The sequence below is a fragment of the Pseudomonas sp. CHM02 genome (genome assembly GCF_000612585.1).
Lineage (GTDB): Bacteria > Pseudomonadota > Gammaproteobacteria > Pseudomonadales > Pseudomonadaceae > Aquipseudomonas.
In genome coordinates this window covers 27,259-43,447 of the sequence record NZ_JFCA01000008.1, presented here as the reverse complement: position 1 = coordinate 43,447, position 16,189 = coordinate 27,259, and the positions used below count along the sequence as shown (strand labels likewise).

The 16,189-nt window shown below is 61.9% G+C and carries 14 protein-coding genes; 11 read left to right on the top strand and 3 right to left on the bottom strand.

Annotated features, from left to right (window positions below; all coding sequences use genetic code 11):
* Positions 1–45 precede the first annotated feature (45 nt).
* Entirely contained in the window at positions 46–1,245 is a 1,200-nt protein-coding gene (dapC, locus tag BM70_RS0105805) for a succinyldiaminopimelate transaminase (protein WP_025855124.1), read from the top strand.
* Positions 1,246–1,257: 12 nt separating this feature from the next.
* Here dapC and BM70_RS0105800 read toward each other — a convergent pair whose 3' ends face one another.
* The gene (locus BM70_RS0105800) at positions 1,258–2,901 is read right to left on the bottom strand and encodes a Na+/H+ antiporter (protein WP_025855123.1); all 1,644 of its coding nucleotides are present in this window, start codon (positions 2,899–2,901) and stop codon (positions 1,258–1,260) included.
* Positions 2,902–3,114: 213 nt separating this feature from the next.
* On the opposite strand from BM70_RS0105800, the gene BM70_RS0105795 reads away from it, so the two are divergent.
* From BM70_RS0105795 to BM70_RS0105780, 4 genes are all read left to right on the top strand, one after another.
* Positions 3,115–3,477, top strand: coding sequence for an ArsC family reductase (locus tag BM70_RS0105795; RefSeq protein WP_003189147.1), 363 nt, complete (start codon positions 3,115–3,117; stop codon positions 3,475–3,477).
* A gap of 33 nt (positions 3,478–3,510) precedes the next feature.
* Positions 3,511–4,545, top strand: coding sequence for a 2,3,4,5-tetrahydropyridine-2,6-dicarboxylate N-succinyltransferase (dapD, locus tag BM70_RS0105790; RefSeq protein ID WP_025855122.1), 1,035 nt, complete (start codon positions 3,511–3,513; stop codon positions 4,543–4,545).
* Positions 4,546–4,609: 64 nt separating this feature from the next.
* The gene (locus BM70_RS0105785; protein ID WP_025855121.1) at positions 4,610–5,815 is read left to right on the top strand and encodes an aminotransferase class V-fold PLP-dependent enzyme; all 1,206 of its coding nucleotides are present in this window, start codon (positions 4,610–4,612) and stop codon (positions 5,813–5,815) included.
* Positions 5,812–6,225: a SufE family protein gene (locus BM70_RS0105780; protein WP_025855120.1), complete on the top strand. Its 414-nt coding sequence runs from the start codon at positions 5,812–5,814 to the stop codon at positions 6,223–6,225. The genes BM70_RS0105785 and BM70_RS0105780 overlap by 4 nt, the downstream gene beginning before the upstream one ends.
* Positions 6,226–6,341: 116 nt before the next feature.
* Here the strand turns inward: BM70_RS0105780 and tcdA are convergent, their stop codons facing one another.
* Positions 6,342–7,157 carry a tRNA cyclic N6-threonylcarbamoyladenosine(37) synthase TcdA gene (gene tcdA / locus BM70_RS0105775; RefSeq protein WP_081782040.1) on the bottom strand — a complete coding sequence of 272 codons (816 nt, stop codon included), beginning with the start codon at positions 7,155–7,157 and terminating at the stop codon, positions 6,342–6,344.
* A 211-nt stretch (positions 7,158–7,368) separates the two neighbouring features.
* Here tcdA and BM70_RS0105770 point away from each other — a divergent pair, with 211 nt between their 5' ends.
* From BM70_RS0105770 to BM70_RS0105755, 4 genes are all read left to right on the top strand, one after another.
* Positions 7,369–9,960, top strand: a complete 2,592-nt coding sequence (locus BM70_RS0105770; RefSeq protein WP_025855118.1) for a glycosyltransferase — start codon at positions 7,369–7,371, stop codon at positions 9,958–9,960.
* A gap of 227 nt (positions 9,961–10,187) precedes the next feature.
* Complete coding sequence (gene dapE / locus BM70_RS0105765; RefSeq protein ID WP_025855117.1) at positions 10,188–11,339, top strand: succinyl-diaminopimelate desuccinylase; 1,152 nt, start codon at positions 10,188–10,190, stop codon at positions 11,337–11,339.
* On the top strand, positions 11,339–12,148 hold the full coding sequence (locus BM70_RS0105760) for a putative RNA methyltransferase (RefSeq protein ID WP_025855116.1): 810 nt from the start codon (positions 11,339–11,341) through the stop codon (positions 12,146–12,148). Before dapE ends, BM70_RS0105760 begins: the two co-directional genes overlap by 1 nt.
* A gap of 53 nt (positions 12,149–12,201) precedes the next feature.
* Positions 12,202–12,579: a hypothetical protein gene (locus BM70_RS0105755; RefSeq protein WP_012722582.1), complete on the top strand. Its 378-nt coding sequence runs from the start codon at positions 12,202–12,204 to the stop codon at positions 12,577–12,579.
* 208 nt (positions 12,580–12,787) lie between these two features.
* Here the strand turns inward: BM70_RS0105755 and BM70_RS0105750 are convergent, their stop codons facing one another.
* On the bottom strand, positions 12,788–12,997 hold the full coding sequence (locus tag BM70_RS0105750) for a cold-shock protein (protein WP_024073812.1): 210 nt from the start codon (positions 12,995–12,997) through the stop codon (positions 12,788–12,790).
* Between the two features lie 181 nt (positions 12,998–13,178).
* Here BM70_RS0105750 and plsB point away from each other — a divergent pair, with 181 nt between their 5' ends.
* A complete protein-coding gene (gene plsB, locus BM70_RS0105745) occupies positions 13,179–15,698 on the top strand; it encodes a glycerol-3-phosphate 1-O-acyltransferase PlsB (RefSeq protein WP_025855115.1) in 2,520 nt (839 codons plus the stop codon).
* A gap of 51 nt (positions 15,699–15,749) precedes the next feature.
* Positions 15,750–16,151: a YbaY family lipoprotein gene (locus BM70_RS0105740; protein WP_025855114.1), complete on the top strand. Its 402-nt coding sequence runs from the start codon at positions 15,750–15,752 to the stop codon at positions 16,149–16,151.
* Positions 16,152–16,189 lie beyond the last annotated feature (38 nt).

Genomic DNA, 16,189 nt, shown 5'->3' with positions numbered 1-16,189 from the left:
AAGCCAGCTCCTACACGGCCTGTGTACACCGTCATAGAGGCTTACATGAACAACGCCCTGAACCAGCTCCAGCCCTACCCGTTCGAGAAATTGCGCGCCCTGCTGGGCAGTGTCACGCCGAACCCGGACAAGCGCCCGATCGCACTGTCCATCGGCGAGCCCAAGCACAAATCGCCGACGTTCGTCGCCGAAGCGCTGAGCAATAACCTCGACCAGATGGCGGTGTACCCCACCACGTTGGGCATTCCGGCCCTGCGCGAGGCCATCGGTGCCTGGTGCGAACGCCGTTTCGATGTGCCCAAGGGCTGGCTCGATCCTGCGCGCAATATCCTGCCGGTGAACGGCACCCGTGAAGCGCTGTTCGCCTTCACCCAGACCGTGGTCAACCGTGGCGACGACGCGCTGGTCGTGAGCCCGAACCCGTTCTACCAGATCTACGAAGGCGCCGCGTTCCTGGCCGGGGCCAAGCCGCACTACCTGCCATGCCTGGACGCCAATGGCTTCAACCCGGATTTCGACGCGGTGTCGCCGGACATCTGGAAACGCTGCCAGATCCTGTTCCTGTGCTCCCCCGGCAACCCGACCGGCGCGCTGATCCCGGTCGACACCCTGAAAAAACTCATCGCCCTGGCCGACGAATACGACTTCGTGATCGCCGCCGACGAATGCTACAGCGAGCTGTACTTCGACGAGCAGACCCCGCCGCCAGGCCTGTTGAGTGCCTGCGTCGAACTCGGTCGCCAGGACTTCAAGCGTTGCGTGGTGTTCCACAGCCTGTCCAAGCGCTCAAACCTGCCGGGCCTGCGCTCCGGGTTCGTGGCCGGCGACGCCGACATCCTCAAGGCCTTTCTCCTGTACCGCACCTACCACGGCTGCGCGATGCCGGTGCAAACCCAGCTGGCCAGCATTGCTGCCTGGCAGGATGAAGCCCACGTACAGGCCAACCGCGACCTGTACCGCGAGAAATTCGACGCCGTACTGGAGATCCTCAAACCGGTGCTGGATGTGCAGAGCCCGGATGGTGGTTTCTACCTGTGGCCAAACGTGAATGGCGACGACGCGGCGTTCTGCCGGGACTTGTTCGTGGAAGAACACGTGACCGTAGTGCCGGGTTCGTACCTGTCCCGTGAAGTGGACGGTTTCAACCCCGGCGCCGGGCGTGTGCGCATGGCGCTGGTTGCGCCGTTGGCGGAGTGTGTGGAAGCGGCTGAGCGCATTCGCGATTTCATTCAGCGCCGCCGCTGAAGGGGTTGTGGGTCATTTCACCTGACCCAGATTCGCCTCACTCATGTCCAACTCCGCCAACACTTCCCTCAAGACGTCATCACCAATCTGGTGATGACGGCTCAAGCTATACAACTCCAACCGCTGCGCGCGCAGGGCCTTGAGTCGCAATTTGCGCTCAAGCAGGTCCATCTGCTGCGCCAGTGCCTGGGCTTCGGCCGAGTCATTGAAGACTTCCAATTGATGGCGGTATTCCGACATCAGGCGCGCCTTGAGCTCAGTGGCCAGTGCCGCCTGGGCAGCGTCCAGCGTTTCGGCTTCAGCGGGCTCTTCGGCTTCCAGGGCATGGATCGCGGCCACGGCGGTTTTTTTCCAGGCTTCGCGCACTTCCTTATGGCGTTTTTCATCCGGGCTCTTTTCGATGCCGCGCAACAGCAGCGGCAGCGCGATACACGCGGCGACCAGTGACAGCAGAATCACGCCAGCGGCGATAAAGATCAGCAAGTCGCGCTCGGGAAAGTCCTTCCCCGGCGCCAACAGCAGGGGCACCGACATTACGCCCGCCAGCGTCACGGCGCCGCGCACACCGCCGACGGTCAACAGCCAGCAGGAACGGGCGGTCGGTACCAGGGTCAGTTCAGTTTTCCCACGTAGACGGCGGAGTAAACCCGACAGCCGCCAGATGCTTTGCACCCAGATAAATCGCAACACCACCAGCACCAGGAAGATCGCGACTACGTCCAGGCAGCGATAAAACAGTGTTGGCCACAGGGTCGGCTCGTGGCTGACCACGGCCTTGATGATGTCCGGCAGTTGCAGGCCCAGCAGCAGGAAAATCAAACCGTTGAAGGCAAACTCCAACAGCGACCAGACACTGCGATTGAGCAAGCGCGTGCTGGTCTGGCGCGGCAGCAGGTCGAGCCAGCTTTGCATCATCCCCGCCGCCACCGCCGACAAAATGCCCGACGCGCCCAGGCGCTCGGCCAGCACATAGGCCGCAAACGGCAACAGCAACATGAACACCACGTGAGTGGCCGGATCGTCCCAGCCCCGCGCAATCATCCAGGCGCGCAGGCGGCCGACCAGCCAGCTCAACGCCACGCCGACCGCAAGACCACCCACCGCCACCAGGACAAAGGTCAGGCTCGCGTCGGCCAGGGAAAACACCCCGGTCAGTGCCGCCGCCAGGGCAAATTTGAAGGTCACCAGGCCCGAAGCGTCGTTCATCAGTGCCTCACCTTGAAGCATATGCATCAACGGCGTCGGCAAGCGATTCTGGGAAATGGCTGACACCGCCACGGCATCCGTCGGTGACAACACGGCCGCCAGGGCGAAGGCCACCGGCAGTGGAATCGTAGGCAGTATCCAATGGATGAAGTAACCCGCACCGACTACGGTGAACAGCACCAACCCCACCGCCAGGGTCAGGATCGGCCCGCGCAGCCGCCACAACTCACGCTTGGGCATGCGCCAGCCGTCGGAGAACAGCAGCGGCGGCAGGAACAGAAACAGGAACAGCTCGGGGTCCAGCGCTACGTGCAGCCCCAGCGTGGGCCAGGCCAGCAAGGCACCGGCGGCAATCTGCACCAAGGGCAACGGCAAGGGAATCACACGCCCTACGAGACGCGAAACGCTGACCAGCATCAGCAGGATGAGAACGGTGTAGGCGGTTTGCATAACGCGGGTTTCCCGGACAATCGACTTGCAACGACACACATCAGGCAACAACTGGCCGTTGAAGTGCCATATTACCCAGCTATGTTAACCGCCTATGACACGCGCTGGCTTTTGCACAAAAGTCGCAGGATGGTGACTTGCGGCACCCAAATCCGCTGGTCGTGGCATAATCCGTGACCTTTCGTTTTAAGCAGCCCAAAGGGGGGCAATTCCTTGACCGCTTCAAGCAAAACGTTGCACCTTTTCGGCATCAAAGCCTGCGACACCATGAAAAAGGCGCGCACCTGGCTCGATGAGCACGGCGTCAGCTATGAGTTCCACGACTACAAAACGGCCGGTATCGACCGCGAACACTTGACCCAATGGTGCAACGAGCACGGTTGGCAGGTGGTTTTGAACCGTGCGGGCACCACCTTTCGCAAACTCGAAGACGAACGCAAAGCCGATCTCGATCAGTCGAAAGCCATTGAATTGATGCTCGCACAACCTTCGATGATCAAGCGCCCGGTGCTCGATCTCGGTGACAGAACCCTGATTGGCTTCAAGCCAGATAGTTATTCGGCGGCCCTCAAGTAGGCCAGCCCTTTCCATTTTTGTAGAGGTAACAGCATGTCCAATTCCCTGTTCAGCCTGGGCTTCGGCGTCGGCACTCAGAACCGCCAAGGTGCTTGGCTGGAAGTGTTTTACGCACAACCGTTGCTCAATCCATCGGCTGAAATTGTCGCCGCCATCGCACCTATCCTCGGTTACACCGAAGGCAACCAGGCGATTACCTTCACCGTCACCCAGGCCCTGCAACTGGCAGACGCACTCAAAGGTGTCGATGCTGCCCAAGCCGCGCTGCTGAGTCGCCTGGCTGAAAGCCACAACCCGCTGGTCGCCACCGTGCTGGCCGAAGACGCCGCGCTGACCTCCACCCCCGAGGCCTACCTCAAGCTGCACCTGCTGTCCCATCGCCTGGTCAAGCCACACGGCCTGAGCCTGGCCGGGGTGTTCCCGCAGTTGCCGAACGTGGCGTGGACCAGCCAGGGCGCCATCGACATCAATGAGCTGGCCGAACGTCAGTTGGAAGCCCGCCTGCGTGGCGAGCTGCTGGAAGTGTTCTCGGTGGACAAGTTCCCGAAAATGACCGACTACGTCGTGCCGAGCGGCGTGCGTATCGCTGACGCGGCGCGTATCCGCCTGGGCGCCTACGTGGGCGAAGGCACTACCGTGATGCACGAAGGTTTCGTCAACTTCAACGCCGGCACCGAAGGCCCGGGCATGATCGAAGGCCGTGTTTCGGCGGGCGTGTTCGTCGGCAAGGGCTCGGACCTGGGCGGCGGTTGCTCCACCATGGGCACCCTGTCGGGTGGCGGCAACATCGTGATCAAGGTCGGCGAAGGCTGCCTGATCGGCGCCAACGCCGGTATCGGTATCCCGTTGGGCGATCGCAACACCGTGGAGTCGGGCCTGTATGTCACCGCTGGCACCAAGGTTGCGCTGCTGGACGAGCAGAACCAACTGGTCAAAGTGGTCAAGGCACGTGACCTGGCCGGCCAACCGGACCTGCTGTTCCGCCGTAACTCCGAGACCGGTGCCGTGGAGTGCAAAACCCACAAATCGGCCATCGAACTGAACGAAGCGCTGCACGCTCACAACTAAGCAGCCACTCGATGCCACTAGCGGGCCCCAACCCTGGGGCTCGCTTATACGAGTCTTGAACACCATGCTAGTGCCCTCCCCCTGGCGCGCCGATTTCCCGGCCATCGCCACCCTGCAACGGCAAGACCAGACGTATCTGGACAACGCCGCCACCACGCAAAAACCCCAGGCCCTGCTGGATGCCATCAGCCATTACTACGCCAACGGCGCAGCCAATGTGCACCGTGCCCAGCATTTGCCAGGTGCCCACGCGACCCAGGCGTTCGAAGACAGTCGCAGCAAGGTCGCGCAGTGGTTGAACGCAGGTGACAGCGGGCAGATCGTGTTCACCCACGGCGCGACTTCTGCGCTGAACCTCCTGGCCTATGGCCTTGAGCACTTATTCAATGCGGGCGATGAGATTGTCATCAGCGCCCTGGAACACCACGCCAACCTGCTGCCCTGGCAGCAACTGGCCAAACGTCGCGCCGCCACGCTAGTGGTGTTGCCCCTGAACGATGACGGCGTGATCGACCTGCACGCGGCCGCCGAGCTGATCGGCCCACGCACACGCCTGCTGGCGGTGAGCCAGTTGTCCAACGTGCTCGGCGCCTGGCAGCCGTTGGAGGCCTTGTTGGCACTTATCCGGCCGCACGGCGCCTTGACCGTGATCGATGGCGCTCAAGGCATCGTCCACGGCCGCCATGACGTGCAGGCACTGGGTTGCGACTTCTATGTGTTTTCCAGCCACAAACTGTATGGCCCGGACGGCGTCGGCGTGCTGTTCGGCCGCAATGAAGCCCTGCATCACCTGCGCCACTGGCAGTTTGGCGGCGAGATGGTGCAACAGGCGGACTACCACAGCGCCAGCTTTCGCCCGGCACCGCTGGGTTTCGAGGCCGGCACCCCACCGATTGCCAGCGTGATCGGCCTGGGTGCCAGCCTGGATTACCTGAGTTCGCTGGACTCGCCAGCGGTCGTCGCCCATGAAGCGGCGCTGCATGACTATTTATTGCGCGGGCTCAACGCGCGCAACGGCGTGCGCGTACTCGGATCACCACAGGTCGCACTGGTCAGTTTTGTCGTGGATGGCGTGCACAACGCAGACCTCGCGCACCTGCTCACCGAGCAAGGTATTGCCGTACGCGCAGGGCATCATTGCGCCATGCCGCTGCTCAAGGCGATGCATTTGTCGGGGGCCATTCGCGTGTCCTTGGCGCTGTATAACGATTCCGATGACCTGGAACGCTTCTTTGAAGCGCTGGACCAGGCGCTGGATATGCTGCGATGAGCCTGCCGGTGGATGCGGTTAGCGCGCTCGAAGCCTTCCAGGCTGTCGGCAGTTGGGAGCAGCGCGCGCGGATGCTGATGCAATGGGGCGAGCGGCTGCCGTCACTGGCGGATGAGGACAAGGTCGACGCCAACCTGGTGCAGGGCTGTGAAAGCCTGGTGTGGCTGGTGGGGGATTTGCGGGATGGGCATTGGCAGTTTGCTGCGAGCAGCGATGCGCGGTTGATTCGCGGCTTGGTGGCGCTGCTGTTGGCGCGGGTCAATGGACTGTCCGCCACCGACTTGCAAAGGGTGGATGTGCCTGACTGGTTCAACCAATTGGGCCTTTCCCGCCAACTGTCACCGTCCCGAAGCAACGGCCTTAACGCGGTATTGCAGCGCATGCGAGCGTTGAGCCATACACAAAACTAAATGTGGGAGCTGGCTTGCCTGCGATAGCGGTGGATCAGTCAAGATCTTCAGCGACTGACACACTGTAATCGCAGGCAAGCCAGCTCCCACATTTTGAATGGTGTAAATATCCAGAATTAAGCAGGCTTGACCCGCTCCGATGGCCTGCGCACCCCGGCGACAATCTTGTCCACCGCCTTGGTCGCCGCGACCATACCGAACGTGGCTGTCACCATCATCACCGCGCCAAACCCGCCCGCGCAGTCGAGCTTCACGCCGTCCCCGACAAAACTCTTCTGCAAACAGATGCTGCCGTCCGGCTTGGGATAGCGCAGTTGCTCGGTGGAGAACACACACGGCACGCTGTAATGGCGAGTCACCGTGCGTGAGAAACCATAGTCGCGACGCAAGGTGGAACGCACTTTCGAAGCCAACGGGTCATTGAAGGTGCGGTTCAGGTCGCACACCTGGATCAGCGTCGGGTCGATCTGCCCGCCGGCGCCGCCGGTGGTGATGATCTGGATCTTGCGGCGCTTGCACCAGGCGATCAGCGCGGCCTTGGCGTTGACGGCGTCGATGCAGTCGATCACGCAGTCGATGTCGGGTGTGATGTACTCGGCCATGGTGTCGCGGGTCACGAAGTCCGCCACCGCATGCACGGTGCACTCCGGATTGATGCCGCGCAGGCGCTCGGCCATCACTTCGACCTTGGGCTTGCCCACGGTGCTGTCCAGCGCGTGCAGTTGGCGGTTGCTGTTGCTGACGCAGACGTCGTCCAGGTCAAACAGCGAAATCTCGCCCACCCCGCAACGGGCCATGGCTTCCGCCGCCCACGAGCCTACGCCGCCGACGCCGACGATCGCCACATGGGCCGCCTTCAAGCGTTCCAGGCCTTCAATGCCATACAAGCGGGCGACGCCTGCAAACCGCGGATCTTCTGTACTCATGACCATTACCCCAAAAACCGGCGCGCATTATGGGCTACGCAGCGGCAAGTTTTAAGCTACAAGTTACACGTAAAGAACTTAGATGGCCTTTCGCTGACTAACGTCCGGCTTTTCTCTGTCTGCTATACGCTCCGGGAAAGGCCGGTGTAGGATGCGCGCCGTTCGGCGTAGGCCGACACCTCTTTTCGTTCCACACCTTTTGGAACCCGAAATAGCCATGTCATCGCGTAAATTTGGACTCAACCTGGTGATAGTGCTGGCAATCGCCGCGCTGTTCACCGGCTTCTGGGCGCTGATCAACCGCCCGGTCACTACCCCCAACTGGCCTGAACAGATCTCCGGTTTTTCCTACTCGCCGTTCCAGCAAGGCCAGTATCCACAGAAAAACCAGTACCCGAGCGACGACCAGATGCGTCGTGACCTGGAGATCATGAGCAAGTTGACGGACAACATCCGTACCTACTCGGTCGACGGCACGCTGGGGGATATCCCCAAGCTGGCGGAAGAGTTCGGCCTGCGGGTGACGCTGGGGATCTGGATCAGCCCGGATCTGGAGCGCAACGAGCGCGAAATCCAGCGCGCCATCGAAATCGCCAACAGCTCGCGCAGTGTGGTGCGAGTGGTGGTCGGCAACGAAGCATTGTTCCGCGAAGAAATCACCCCTGAAGCCCTGATTGTGTTGCTGGACCGCGTGCGCGCCGCCGTGAAAGTGCCGGTGACCACGTCCGAGCAATGGCACATCTGGGAAAAGAACCCGCAACTGGCCAAGCACGTCGACCTGATCGCCGCGCACATCCTGCCGTTCTGGGAATACATTCCGATGGACAAGGCCGGCCAGTACGTACTCGACCGCGCCCGGGACCTGAAGAAAATGTTCCCGAAAAAGCCGCTGCTGCTATCGGAGGTTGGCTGGCCGAGCAACGGCCGCATGCGCGGTGGCAATGAAACGTCCCCGGCCGACCAGGCGATCTACCTGCGCACACTGGTGAACAAGCTGAACCGCCAGGGTTTCAACTACTTCGTGATCGAGGCGTTCGATCAGCCGTGGAAAGTCAGCGACGAAGGTTCGGCTGGCGCTTACTGGGGCGTTTACAACGCCGCGCGCCAACAGAAGTTCAACTTTGACGGGCCGGTGGTGGCGATTCCGCAGTGGCGGGTACTGGCCATCGGTTCGGTGGTGCTCGCACTGCTGTCCCTGACACTGTTGATGATCGACGGCTCGGCCCTGCGCCAGCGTGGCCGCACCTTCCTGACCTTTATCGCGTTCCTGTGCGGTTCGGTGCTGGTGTGGATCGGTTACGACTACAGCCAGCAATACAGCACCTGGTTCAGCGTCACGGTGGGCATCCTCCTGGCTCTCGGCGCCCTCGGTGTATTTATCGTGTTGCTGACCGAAGCCCACGAACTGGCTGAAGCGGTATGGACCCACAAGCGTCGGCGTGAATTCCTGCCGGTGGAAGGGGATTCGGACTACCGCCCGAAAGTATCGATCCATGTGCCGTGCTACAACGAGCCGCCGGAGATGGTCAAACAGACCCTCGACGCCCTGGCCGCCCTCGATTACCCGGACTACGAAGTCCTGATCATCGACAACAACACCAAGGACCCGGCCGTGTGGGAGCCGGTGCGCGACTACTGCGCAACCCTCGGTCCGCGCTTCAAGTTCTTCCACGTCGCGCCCCTGGCCGGTTTCAAGGGTGGTGCGCTGAACTACCTGATCCCGCACACCGCCAAGGACGCCGAAGTGATCGCCGTGATCGACTCGGACTACTGCGTGTCGCCGAACTGGCTCAAGCACATGGTGCCGCACTTCGCCGACCCGAAAATCGCGGTGGTGCAGTCGCCGCAGGATTATCGCGACCAGAACGAAAGCACGTTCAAGAAGCTCTGCTACGCGGAATACAAAGGCTTCTTCCACATCGGCATGGTCACCCGCAACGACCGAGACGCGATCATCCAGCACGGCACCATGACCATGACCCGTCGCTCGGTGCTCGAAGAACTGGGCTGGGCCGACTGGTGCATCTGCGAAGACGCCGAACTTGGCCTGCGTGTGTTCGAGAAAGGCCTGTCGGCAGCGTACTACCACGACAGCTACGGCAAAGGCCTGATGCCGGATACCTTCATCGACTTCAAGAAACAGCGTTTCCGCTGGGCCTACGGGGCGATCCAGATCATCAAGCGTCACACCGCCAGCCTGCTGCGCGGCAAGGACACCGAGCTGACCCGTGGCCAGCGCTACCACTTCCTCGCGGGCTGGCTGCCGTGGGTGGCGGACGGCATGAACATCTTCTTCACCGTTGGCGCCCTGTTGTGGTCGGCGGCGATGATCATCGTGCCGACGCGGGTCGACCCGCCGTTGCTGATTTTCGCGATCCCGCCGTTGGCGCTGTTCGTGTTCAAGGTCGGCAAGATCATCTTCCTGTACCGTCGCGCAGTGGGCGTGAACCTCAAGGACGCGTTCTGCGCAGCCCTGGCCGGCCTGGCGCTGTCCCACACCATCGCCAAGGCGGTGCTGTATGGTTTCTTCACCACCAGTATTCCGTTCTTTCGTACACCGAAAAACGCGGATAACCACGGCTTCTGGGTAGCCATTTCCGAAGCGCGCGAAGAAATGTTCATCATGCTGCTGTTGTGGGGCGCGGCACTCGGGATCTACCTGGTGCAGGGCCTGCCAAGCAATGACATCCGCTTCTGGGTGGTAATGCTGCTGGTGCAGTCGCTGCCGTATGTGGCGGCGTTGATCATGGCGTTCCTGTCGTCGCTGCCGAAACCGGCGCCTAAGGTGGAGCTGGCAACGGCTGAGTAAAAACTTGCGCAATGCACTAAACGGCGGCCTCTGGCCGCCGTTTTGCTATAAGATAACGGCCGTTTTGCACGCCTTGCTTTAACTGTAGGAGCTGGCTTGCCAGCGATGGACGTCAACGATGACGCGCTCTGTCTGAAAGAGGCGCGCTGCCCTTGCGAACATCGCCGGCAAGCCGGCTCCTACAGTAGAACGTTGCCGCCCCATAATATGCTTCCCGGAGTTCCCCCATGACGGCCCACGCCGACCTTTCGCCGACCCTTCAACTCGCCATCGACCTGATCCGTCGTCCGTCGGTTACGCCAATCGATGCCGACTGCCAGAAGCTGATGATGCAGCGCCTGGGCGACGCCGGCTTCAAGCTGGAGCCAATGCGCATCGAAGACGTGGACAACTTCTGGGCCACCCATGGCAAACACGAAGGCCCGGTGCTGTGCTTTGCCGGCCACACCGACGTGGTGCCGACCGGCCCGGTGCAAGCCTGGCAGAACGACCCGTTCGACGCGCTGATCGACGAAAACGGCATGCTCTGCGGGCGTGGCGCGGCGGACATGAAAGGCAGCCTGGCCGCCATGCTGGTGGCGTCCGAGCGTTTTGTCGCCGACTACCCGGACCACAAGGGCTCGGTCGCTTTCCTGATCACCAGCGATGAGGAAGGTCCGGCGCACCATGGGACCAAGGCCGTGATCGAACGCCTGGCCGCACGCAAGGAGCGCCTGGACTGGTGCATCGTCGGCGAACCTTCCAGCACCACGCTGGTGGGCGATGTGGTCAAGAACGGCCGTCGCGGTTCCCTTGGCGCCACCCTGACCGTACGCGGTGTACAGGGCCACGTGGCCTACCCGCACCTGGCGAAGAACCCGATCCACCTGGCCGCACCGGCCCTGGCAGAACTGGCCGCCGAGCATTGGGATGACGGCAACACCTTCTTCCCGCCGACCAGCTTCCAGATCTCCAACCTCAATTCCGGCACCGGCGCGACCAACGTGATCCCGGGTGACCTGACGGCGGTGTTCAACTTCCGTTTCTCCACCGAGTCCACCGTCGAAGGCCTGCAACAGCGAGTGGCCGAGATCCTCGACAAGCATGGCCTGGACTGGCACGTGGAGTGGGCCTTGTCAGGCCTGCCATTCCTGACCGAACCGGGCGCGTTGCTGGATGCGGTGTCGGCAAGCATCAAGGCGATCACCGGGCGTGAGACCCAGGCGTCCACCAGCGGTGGCACCTCCGATGGGCGCTTCATCGCCACGCTGGGCACCCAGGTGGTCGAACTGGGCCCGGTCAACGCGACGATCCACCAGGTCAACGAACGCATCCTGGCCAGCGACCTCGATGTGCTGACCGAAATCTACTACCAGACCCTGATCAAGTTGCTCGCCTGATGCTGGCCTGCCCCATTTGCAGCGCTCCGCTCAATGCGGTGGACAATGGCGTGGCGTGCCCGGTCGGGCATCGTTTCGACCGCGCGCGCCAGGGTTACCTGAACCTGTTGCCGGTGCAGCACAAGAACAGCCGCGACCCGGGCGACAACCTGGCCATGGTCGAGGCCCGTCGTGACTTTCTCAACGCCGGTCACTACGCGCCGGTGGCCAAGCGCCTGGCCGAGTTGGCCGCCGAACGTGCGCCGCAGCGCTGGGTGGACATCGGTTGTGGCGAGGGTTACTACACCGCGCAGATCGCCGAGGCCCTGCCCCACGCCGATGGCTACGCCCTGGATATTTCCAAGGAAGCCGTCAAGCGTGCGTGCAAGCGCAACCCGGCGCTGACCTGGTTGATCGCCAGCATGGCCCGCGTGCCATTGGCGTCAGGCAGCTGTCAGTTTCTCGCCAGCGTATTCAGCCCGTTGGACTGGGAAGAGGCCAAGCGCCTGCTCAGCCCCGGCGGCGGCTTGATGAAGGTAGGCCCGACCAGCGGCCACCTGATGGAACTGCGCGAACGCCTGTACGACGAAGTACGCGAGTACACCGACGACAAGCATCTGGCCCTGGTGCCGGACGGCATGAACCTGGCGCACAGCGAAACCCTGGAATTCACCCTGAGCCTGGCCGAGCCCCAGGACCGCGCCAACCTGCTGGCGATGACGCCCCACGGCTGGCGCGCCAGCGCCGAGCGCCGCGCCGAGGTGATCGAGGCCGCCGCGCCGCTGCAGGTCACGGTGTCGATGCGCTACGATTATTTCGTGCTTCAATAACCGACTTTAAGTATCCGCGAATGGATTTTCGAATCCCGCAACGAGGAACATCCATGCGCCAACCTGATATCGAGATTTACCTGAAGGACGCCGACGTCGACTACAAGGCCATCGCCGCCTGGTTGGGCGCCGCCCTCGGCCCGTGCACCGACTGGGTCCAGAAAGGCCAGACCTACAAGTGCAAGGCCGGTAACGTGCCCGTGACCTGGCTACCTAAAGCCGTAGGCAAATGGAACAGCCTGTACCTGGAAAGCGACCAGACCCCGTGGGACGACGACATCGCCTGCGCCCGCGCTGCATTCGCCGCGCTGAACGTCGAAGTGCGTTGTGCACCGGGGACTTGGGTTGAGGAAGAAGGTGAAGAAAGCGCTGATACCTGGATCCGCATCAGTGAAGACGGTGAAGAGCAGATCACCTGGAAAACCGCCTGACCCTGAATGGGTGGGAAGGGCTTGCTTGTGTGGTGAGCAGGCTTGCTTGTGTGGTGAGCGGGCTTGCCCCGCGCTGGGCTGCGCGGCAGCCCCAACAAGAACGCCGCGTTGTGTCAGGCACTCTGCGGCGTAAGGGGTTAGGGCTGCTTCGCAGCCCAGCGCGGGGCAAGCCCGCTCACCACAGCAAGCTCGCTCCTGCATCTGGGCCTTACAGGCCGACCACATCCTCCGCCTGCAACCCCTTCTCGCCGCTCACCACGGCGTATTCCACCTGCTGGCCCTCGGCCAGGGAACGGTGGCCTTCACCCCGAATGGCGCGGTAGTGCACAAACACATCCTTGCCGTCTTCGCGTTGAATGAAGCCATAGCCCTTTGCATCGTTGAACCACTTCACATTGCCGGTTTCGCGCGTTGCCATCTGTTTTGCTCCCACATGCTTTTTATTGTTGAGTCAGTCGCATTGAACTGCCGAGTATAAGACAGGCTCAAAAACGATCAACTCAAGTTTACATCGCTGCTTTTTTGCCGATTTTCGGCGAATACGGCACACTACCCGCCCGAGCGCCTGCTCGGTTTTTTCCACTTGAAGCAGCACGCCTATGACCCGTTCCCCGTTCCGCCGTCTAGTGTTTGGCACCTTGCGCCGACTGTTGTACCTCTGGGTTCGCTCGGAGACGATCAACCAGTCGTCCCTAACCCTTAACCTGGACCGCAGCCGGCCGGTGTTCTACGTCCTGCAATCGCCTTCCCTCACCGAATTGGCCGTGGTCGATGCCGAGTGCACCAAGGCCGGCCTGCCGCGCCCGGTGCTGCCGGTTTCGGTTGGCCCGTTGCTGGAGCCGGCGGCGTTTTTCTACCTCACGCCGGACCCGGACTGGCTCGGCCGCCAGGACAAGCGCGGCGCGCCGCCAACCCTGACCCGCCTGGTCGACACCCTCAGCGAACACGCCGAAGAGAATGCACAAATCATTCCGGTCAGCGTGTTCTGGGGGCAGTCGCCCGAAAGCGAGTCCAGCCCGTGGAAGCTGCTGTTTGCCGACAGTTGGGCCGTCACCGGGCGTCTACGCCGCCTGTTGAGCATCCTGATCCTCGGTCGCAAGACCCGCGTGCAATTCTCTGCGCCTATCAACCTGCGTGAATTGATCGAGCACAATAAAGGTCACGAACGCACCGTGCGCATGGCCCAACGCATCCTGCGTGTGCACTTTCGTAACCTGAAGACCGCCGTGATCGGCCCCGACCTGTCCCATCGCCGTAACCTGGTGAAGGGCCTGGTCAACATGCCGCTGGTGCGCCAGGCCATCATCGACGAAGCCGAGCGCGAAAAGATCAGCCCGGAAAAAGCCAAGGCCCAGGCCCTGCGCTACGGCAACGAGATCGCCTCGGACTACACCTACACCGCGATTCGCTTCCTCGAAGTGGTGCTGAGCTGGTTCTGGAACAAGATTTACGACGGCATCAAGGTCAATAACATCGAAGGTGTGCAAAAGGTTGCCCAGGGCTACGAGGTAATCTACGTGCCGTGCCACCGCAGCCATATCGATTACCTGTTGCTGTCCTACCTGCTGTTCAAGAATGGCCTGACCCCGCCGCACATCGCCGCCGGGATCAACCTGAACATGCCGGTGATCGGCAGCCTGCTGCGCCGTGGTGGTGCGTTTTTCATGCGCCGCACGTTCAAGGGCAACCCGCTGTACACCTCGGTGTTCAACGAATACCTGCACACCTTGTTCACCAAGGGCTTCCCGGTAGAGTACTTCGTCGAAGGCGGCCGCTCGCGCACCGGGCGCATGCTGCAGCCGAAAACCGGGATGCTGGCAATTACCCTGCGCAGCTTCCTGCGCTCCTCGCGCATGCCCATCGTGTTCGTGCCGGTGTACATCGGCTATGAACGCGTGCTCGAAGGCCGTACCTACCTCGGCGAATTGCGTGGCGCGAGCAAGAAGAAAGAGTCGATCTTCGATATTTTCAAAGTGGTTGGCGCGCTCAAGCAGCGCTTCGGCCAGGTCGCGGTCAACTTTGGCGAGCCGATCAAGCTGGCCGAATTCCTCGACAGCGAACAGCCGGATTGGCGCTCCCAGGAACTGGGCCCGAACTACAAACCGGCCTGGCTCAACGAAACCACCAATCGCCTCGGCGAACAGGTGGCGCGCCACTTGAACGAAGCCGCCGCCGTGAACCCGGTCAACCTGGTGGCGCTGGCATTGCTGTCCACCACACGCCTGGCGCTGGACGAACAAGCCATGGCCCGCCAGTTGGACCTCTACCTGGCGCTGCTGCGCCGCGTGCCGTATTCGCCCCACACCACGCTGCCCGAAGGCGATGGCCTGGCGCTGATCAAGCACGTCAAGGACATGGACCTACTGTCGGAACAGAGTGACGCCCTGGGCAAGATCCTGTACCTGGACGAGCAGAACGCCGTCCTGATGACCTACTACCGCAACAACGTGCTGCACATCTTTGCCCTGCCGGCGCTGCTGGCCAGCTTCTTCCAGAGCAGCTCGCGGATGAGCCGCGATCAGATCCTGCGCTATACCCACGCGCTGTATCCGTACCTGCAATCGGAACTGTTTATCCGCTGGTCGCTGGAAGAACTCGACACGGTGATCGACCAATGGCTGGAAGCCTTTGTCGAGCAAGGCCTGCTGCGTTTCGAGAACAATGTGTACCTGCGCCCGGCGCCGAGTTCGCGGCACTTTGTGCTGCTGACGCTGCTGTCCAAGAGCATCGCCCAGACCCTGCAACGCTTCTACATGGCGATTTCGCTGTTGCTCAACAGCGGTCAGAACAGCATCAGCGCCGAAGAGCTGGAAGACCTGTGCACGATCATGGCCCAGCGCCTGTCGATCCTGCACGGCCTCAACGCCCCGGAGTTCTTCGACAAGAGCCTTTTCCGACATTTCATCCAGACGTTGCTGGAGCAAGATGTGCTGCGCCGCGACGAAGCCGGCAAGCTGAGCTACCACGACTTGCTCGGCGAACTGGCCGAAGGGGCGGCGAAACGCGTGTTGCCGGCGGAGATTCGCCTGTCGATCCGTCAGGTCGCCTTGCATCGTGTGGATGGCGCCGCCGAAGCCACGGTGGAACCGGAAGCCATCAAGCCTGAAGAAAACCGCTAGATTTAAGCAGGCGCCGGTTGGATGCCGGCGCCGTTGAAAAGGAGCTGTACCATGAAAAAGATCATCCTCCTGGGCCTCACCGCCCTGCTCGGAGCCTGCCAATCCATGAGCCCCACGCCCAAGGCCAGCCTCGACGGCGAAGTGTTCTACCTGCAACGCATCGCCCTGCCGCCCAGCGCGACCTTGAGTGTCAGCCTGCAAGACGTTTCCCTGGCCGACGCACCCGCCGTGACGCTCGCCGAGCAGAAAGGCCCGGTCAAAGGCCAGGTGCCGCTGCCCTTCCACCTCAGCTACGACCCGGCGCAAGTCAAACCCGGCCACAGTTATTCGGTGAGCGCTCGCATCGAACTGGATGGCAAGCTACTGTTTATCACCACCGAACGGCACTCCGTGCAGCTCAATGGCCAGGACCCACAACCGCTGCGCCTGCGCGTTGATGCTGTGGCCCACTGATAGTTTCTAGAACATAAGCCCTACCAAAAGGAAGCGCC

Coding starts and splice junctions, on each gene's coding strand:
- dapD (WP_025855122.1), top strand. CDS start 3,511: ATGTCCAATTCCCTGTTCAGCCTGGGCTTCGGCGTCGGCACTCAGAAC.
- BM70_RS0105770 (WP_025855118.1), top strand. CDS start 7,369: ATGTCATCGCGTAAATTTGGACTCAACCTGGTGATAGTGCTGGCAATC.
- BM70_RS0105800 (WP_025855123.1), bottom strand. CDS start 2,901: ATGCAAACCGCCTACACCGTTCTCATCCTGCTGATGCTGGTCAGCGTT.
- BM70_RS0105755 (WP_012722582.1), top strand. CDS start 12,202: ATGCGCCAACCTGATATCGAGATTTACCTGAAGGACGCCGACGTCGAC.
- BM70_RS0105750 (WP_024073812.1), bottom strand. CDS start 12,997: ATGGCAACGCGCGAAACCGGCAATGTGAAGTGGTTCAACGATGCAAAG.
- dapE (WP_025855117.1), top strand. CDS start 10,188: ATGACGGCCCACGCCGACCTTTCGCCGACCCTTCAACTCGCCATCGAC.
- tcdA (WP_081782040.1), bottom strand. CDS start 7,157: ATGGTCATGAGTACAGAAGATCCGCGGTTTGCAGGCGTCGCCCGCTTG.
- BM70_RS0105785 (WP_025855121.1), top strand. CDS start 4,610: ATGCTAGTGCCCTCCCCCTGGCGCGCCGATTTCCCGGCCATCGCCACC.
- dapC (WP_025855124.1), top strand. CDS start 46: ATGAACAACGCCCTGAACCAGCTCCAGCCCTACCCGTTCGAGAAATTG.
- BM70_RS0105740 (WP_025855114.1), top strand. CDS start 15,750: ATGAAAAAGATCATCCTCCTGGGCCTCACCGCCCTGCTCGGAGCCTGC.
- BM70_RS0105760 (WP_025855116.1), top strand. CDS start 11,339: ATGCTGGCCTGCCCCATTTGCAGCGCTCCGCTCAATGCGGTGGACAAT.
- BM70_RS0105780 (WP_025855120.1), top strand. CDS start 5,812: ATGAGCCTGCCGGTGGATGCGGTTAGCGCGCTCGAAGCCTTCCAGGCT.
- plsB (WP_025855115.1), top strand. CDS start 13,179: ATGACCCGTTCCCCGTTCCGCCGTCTAGTGTTTGGCACCTTGCGCCGA.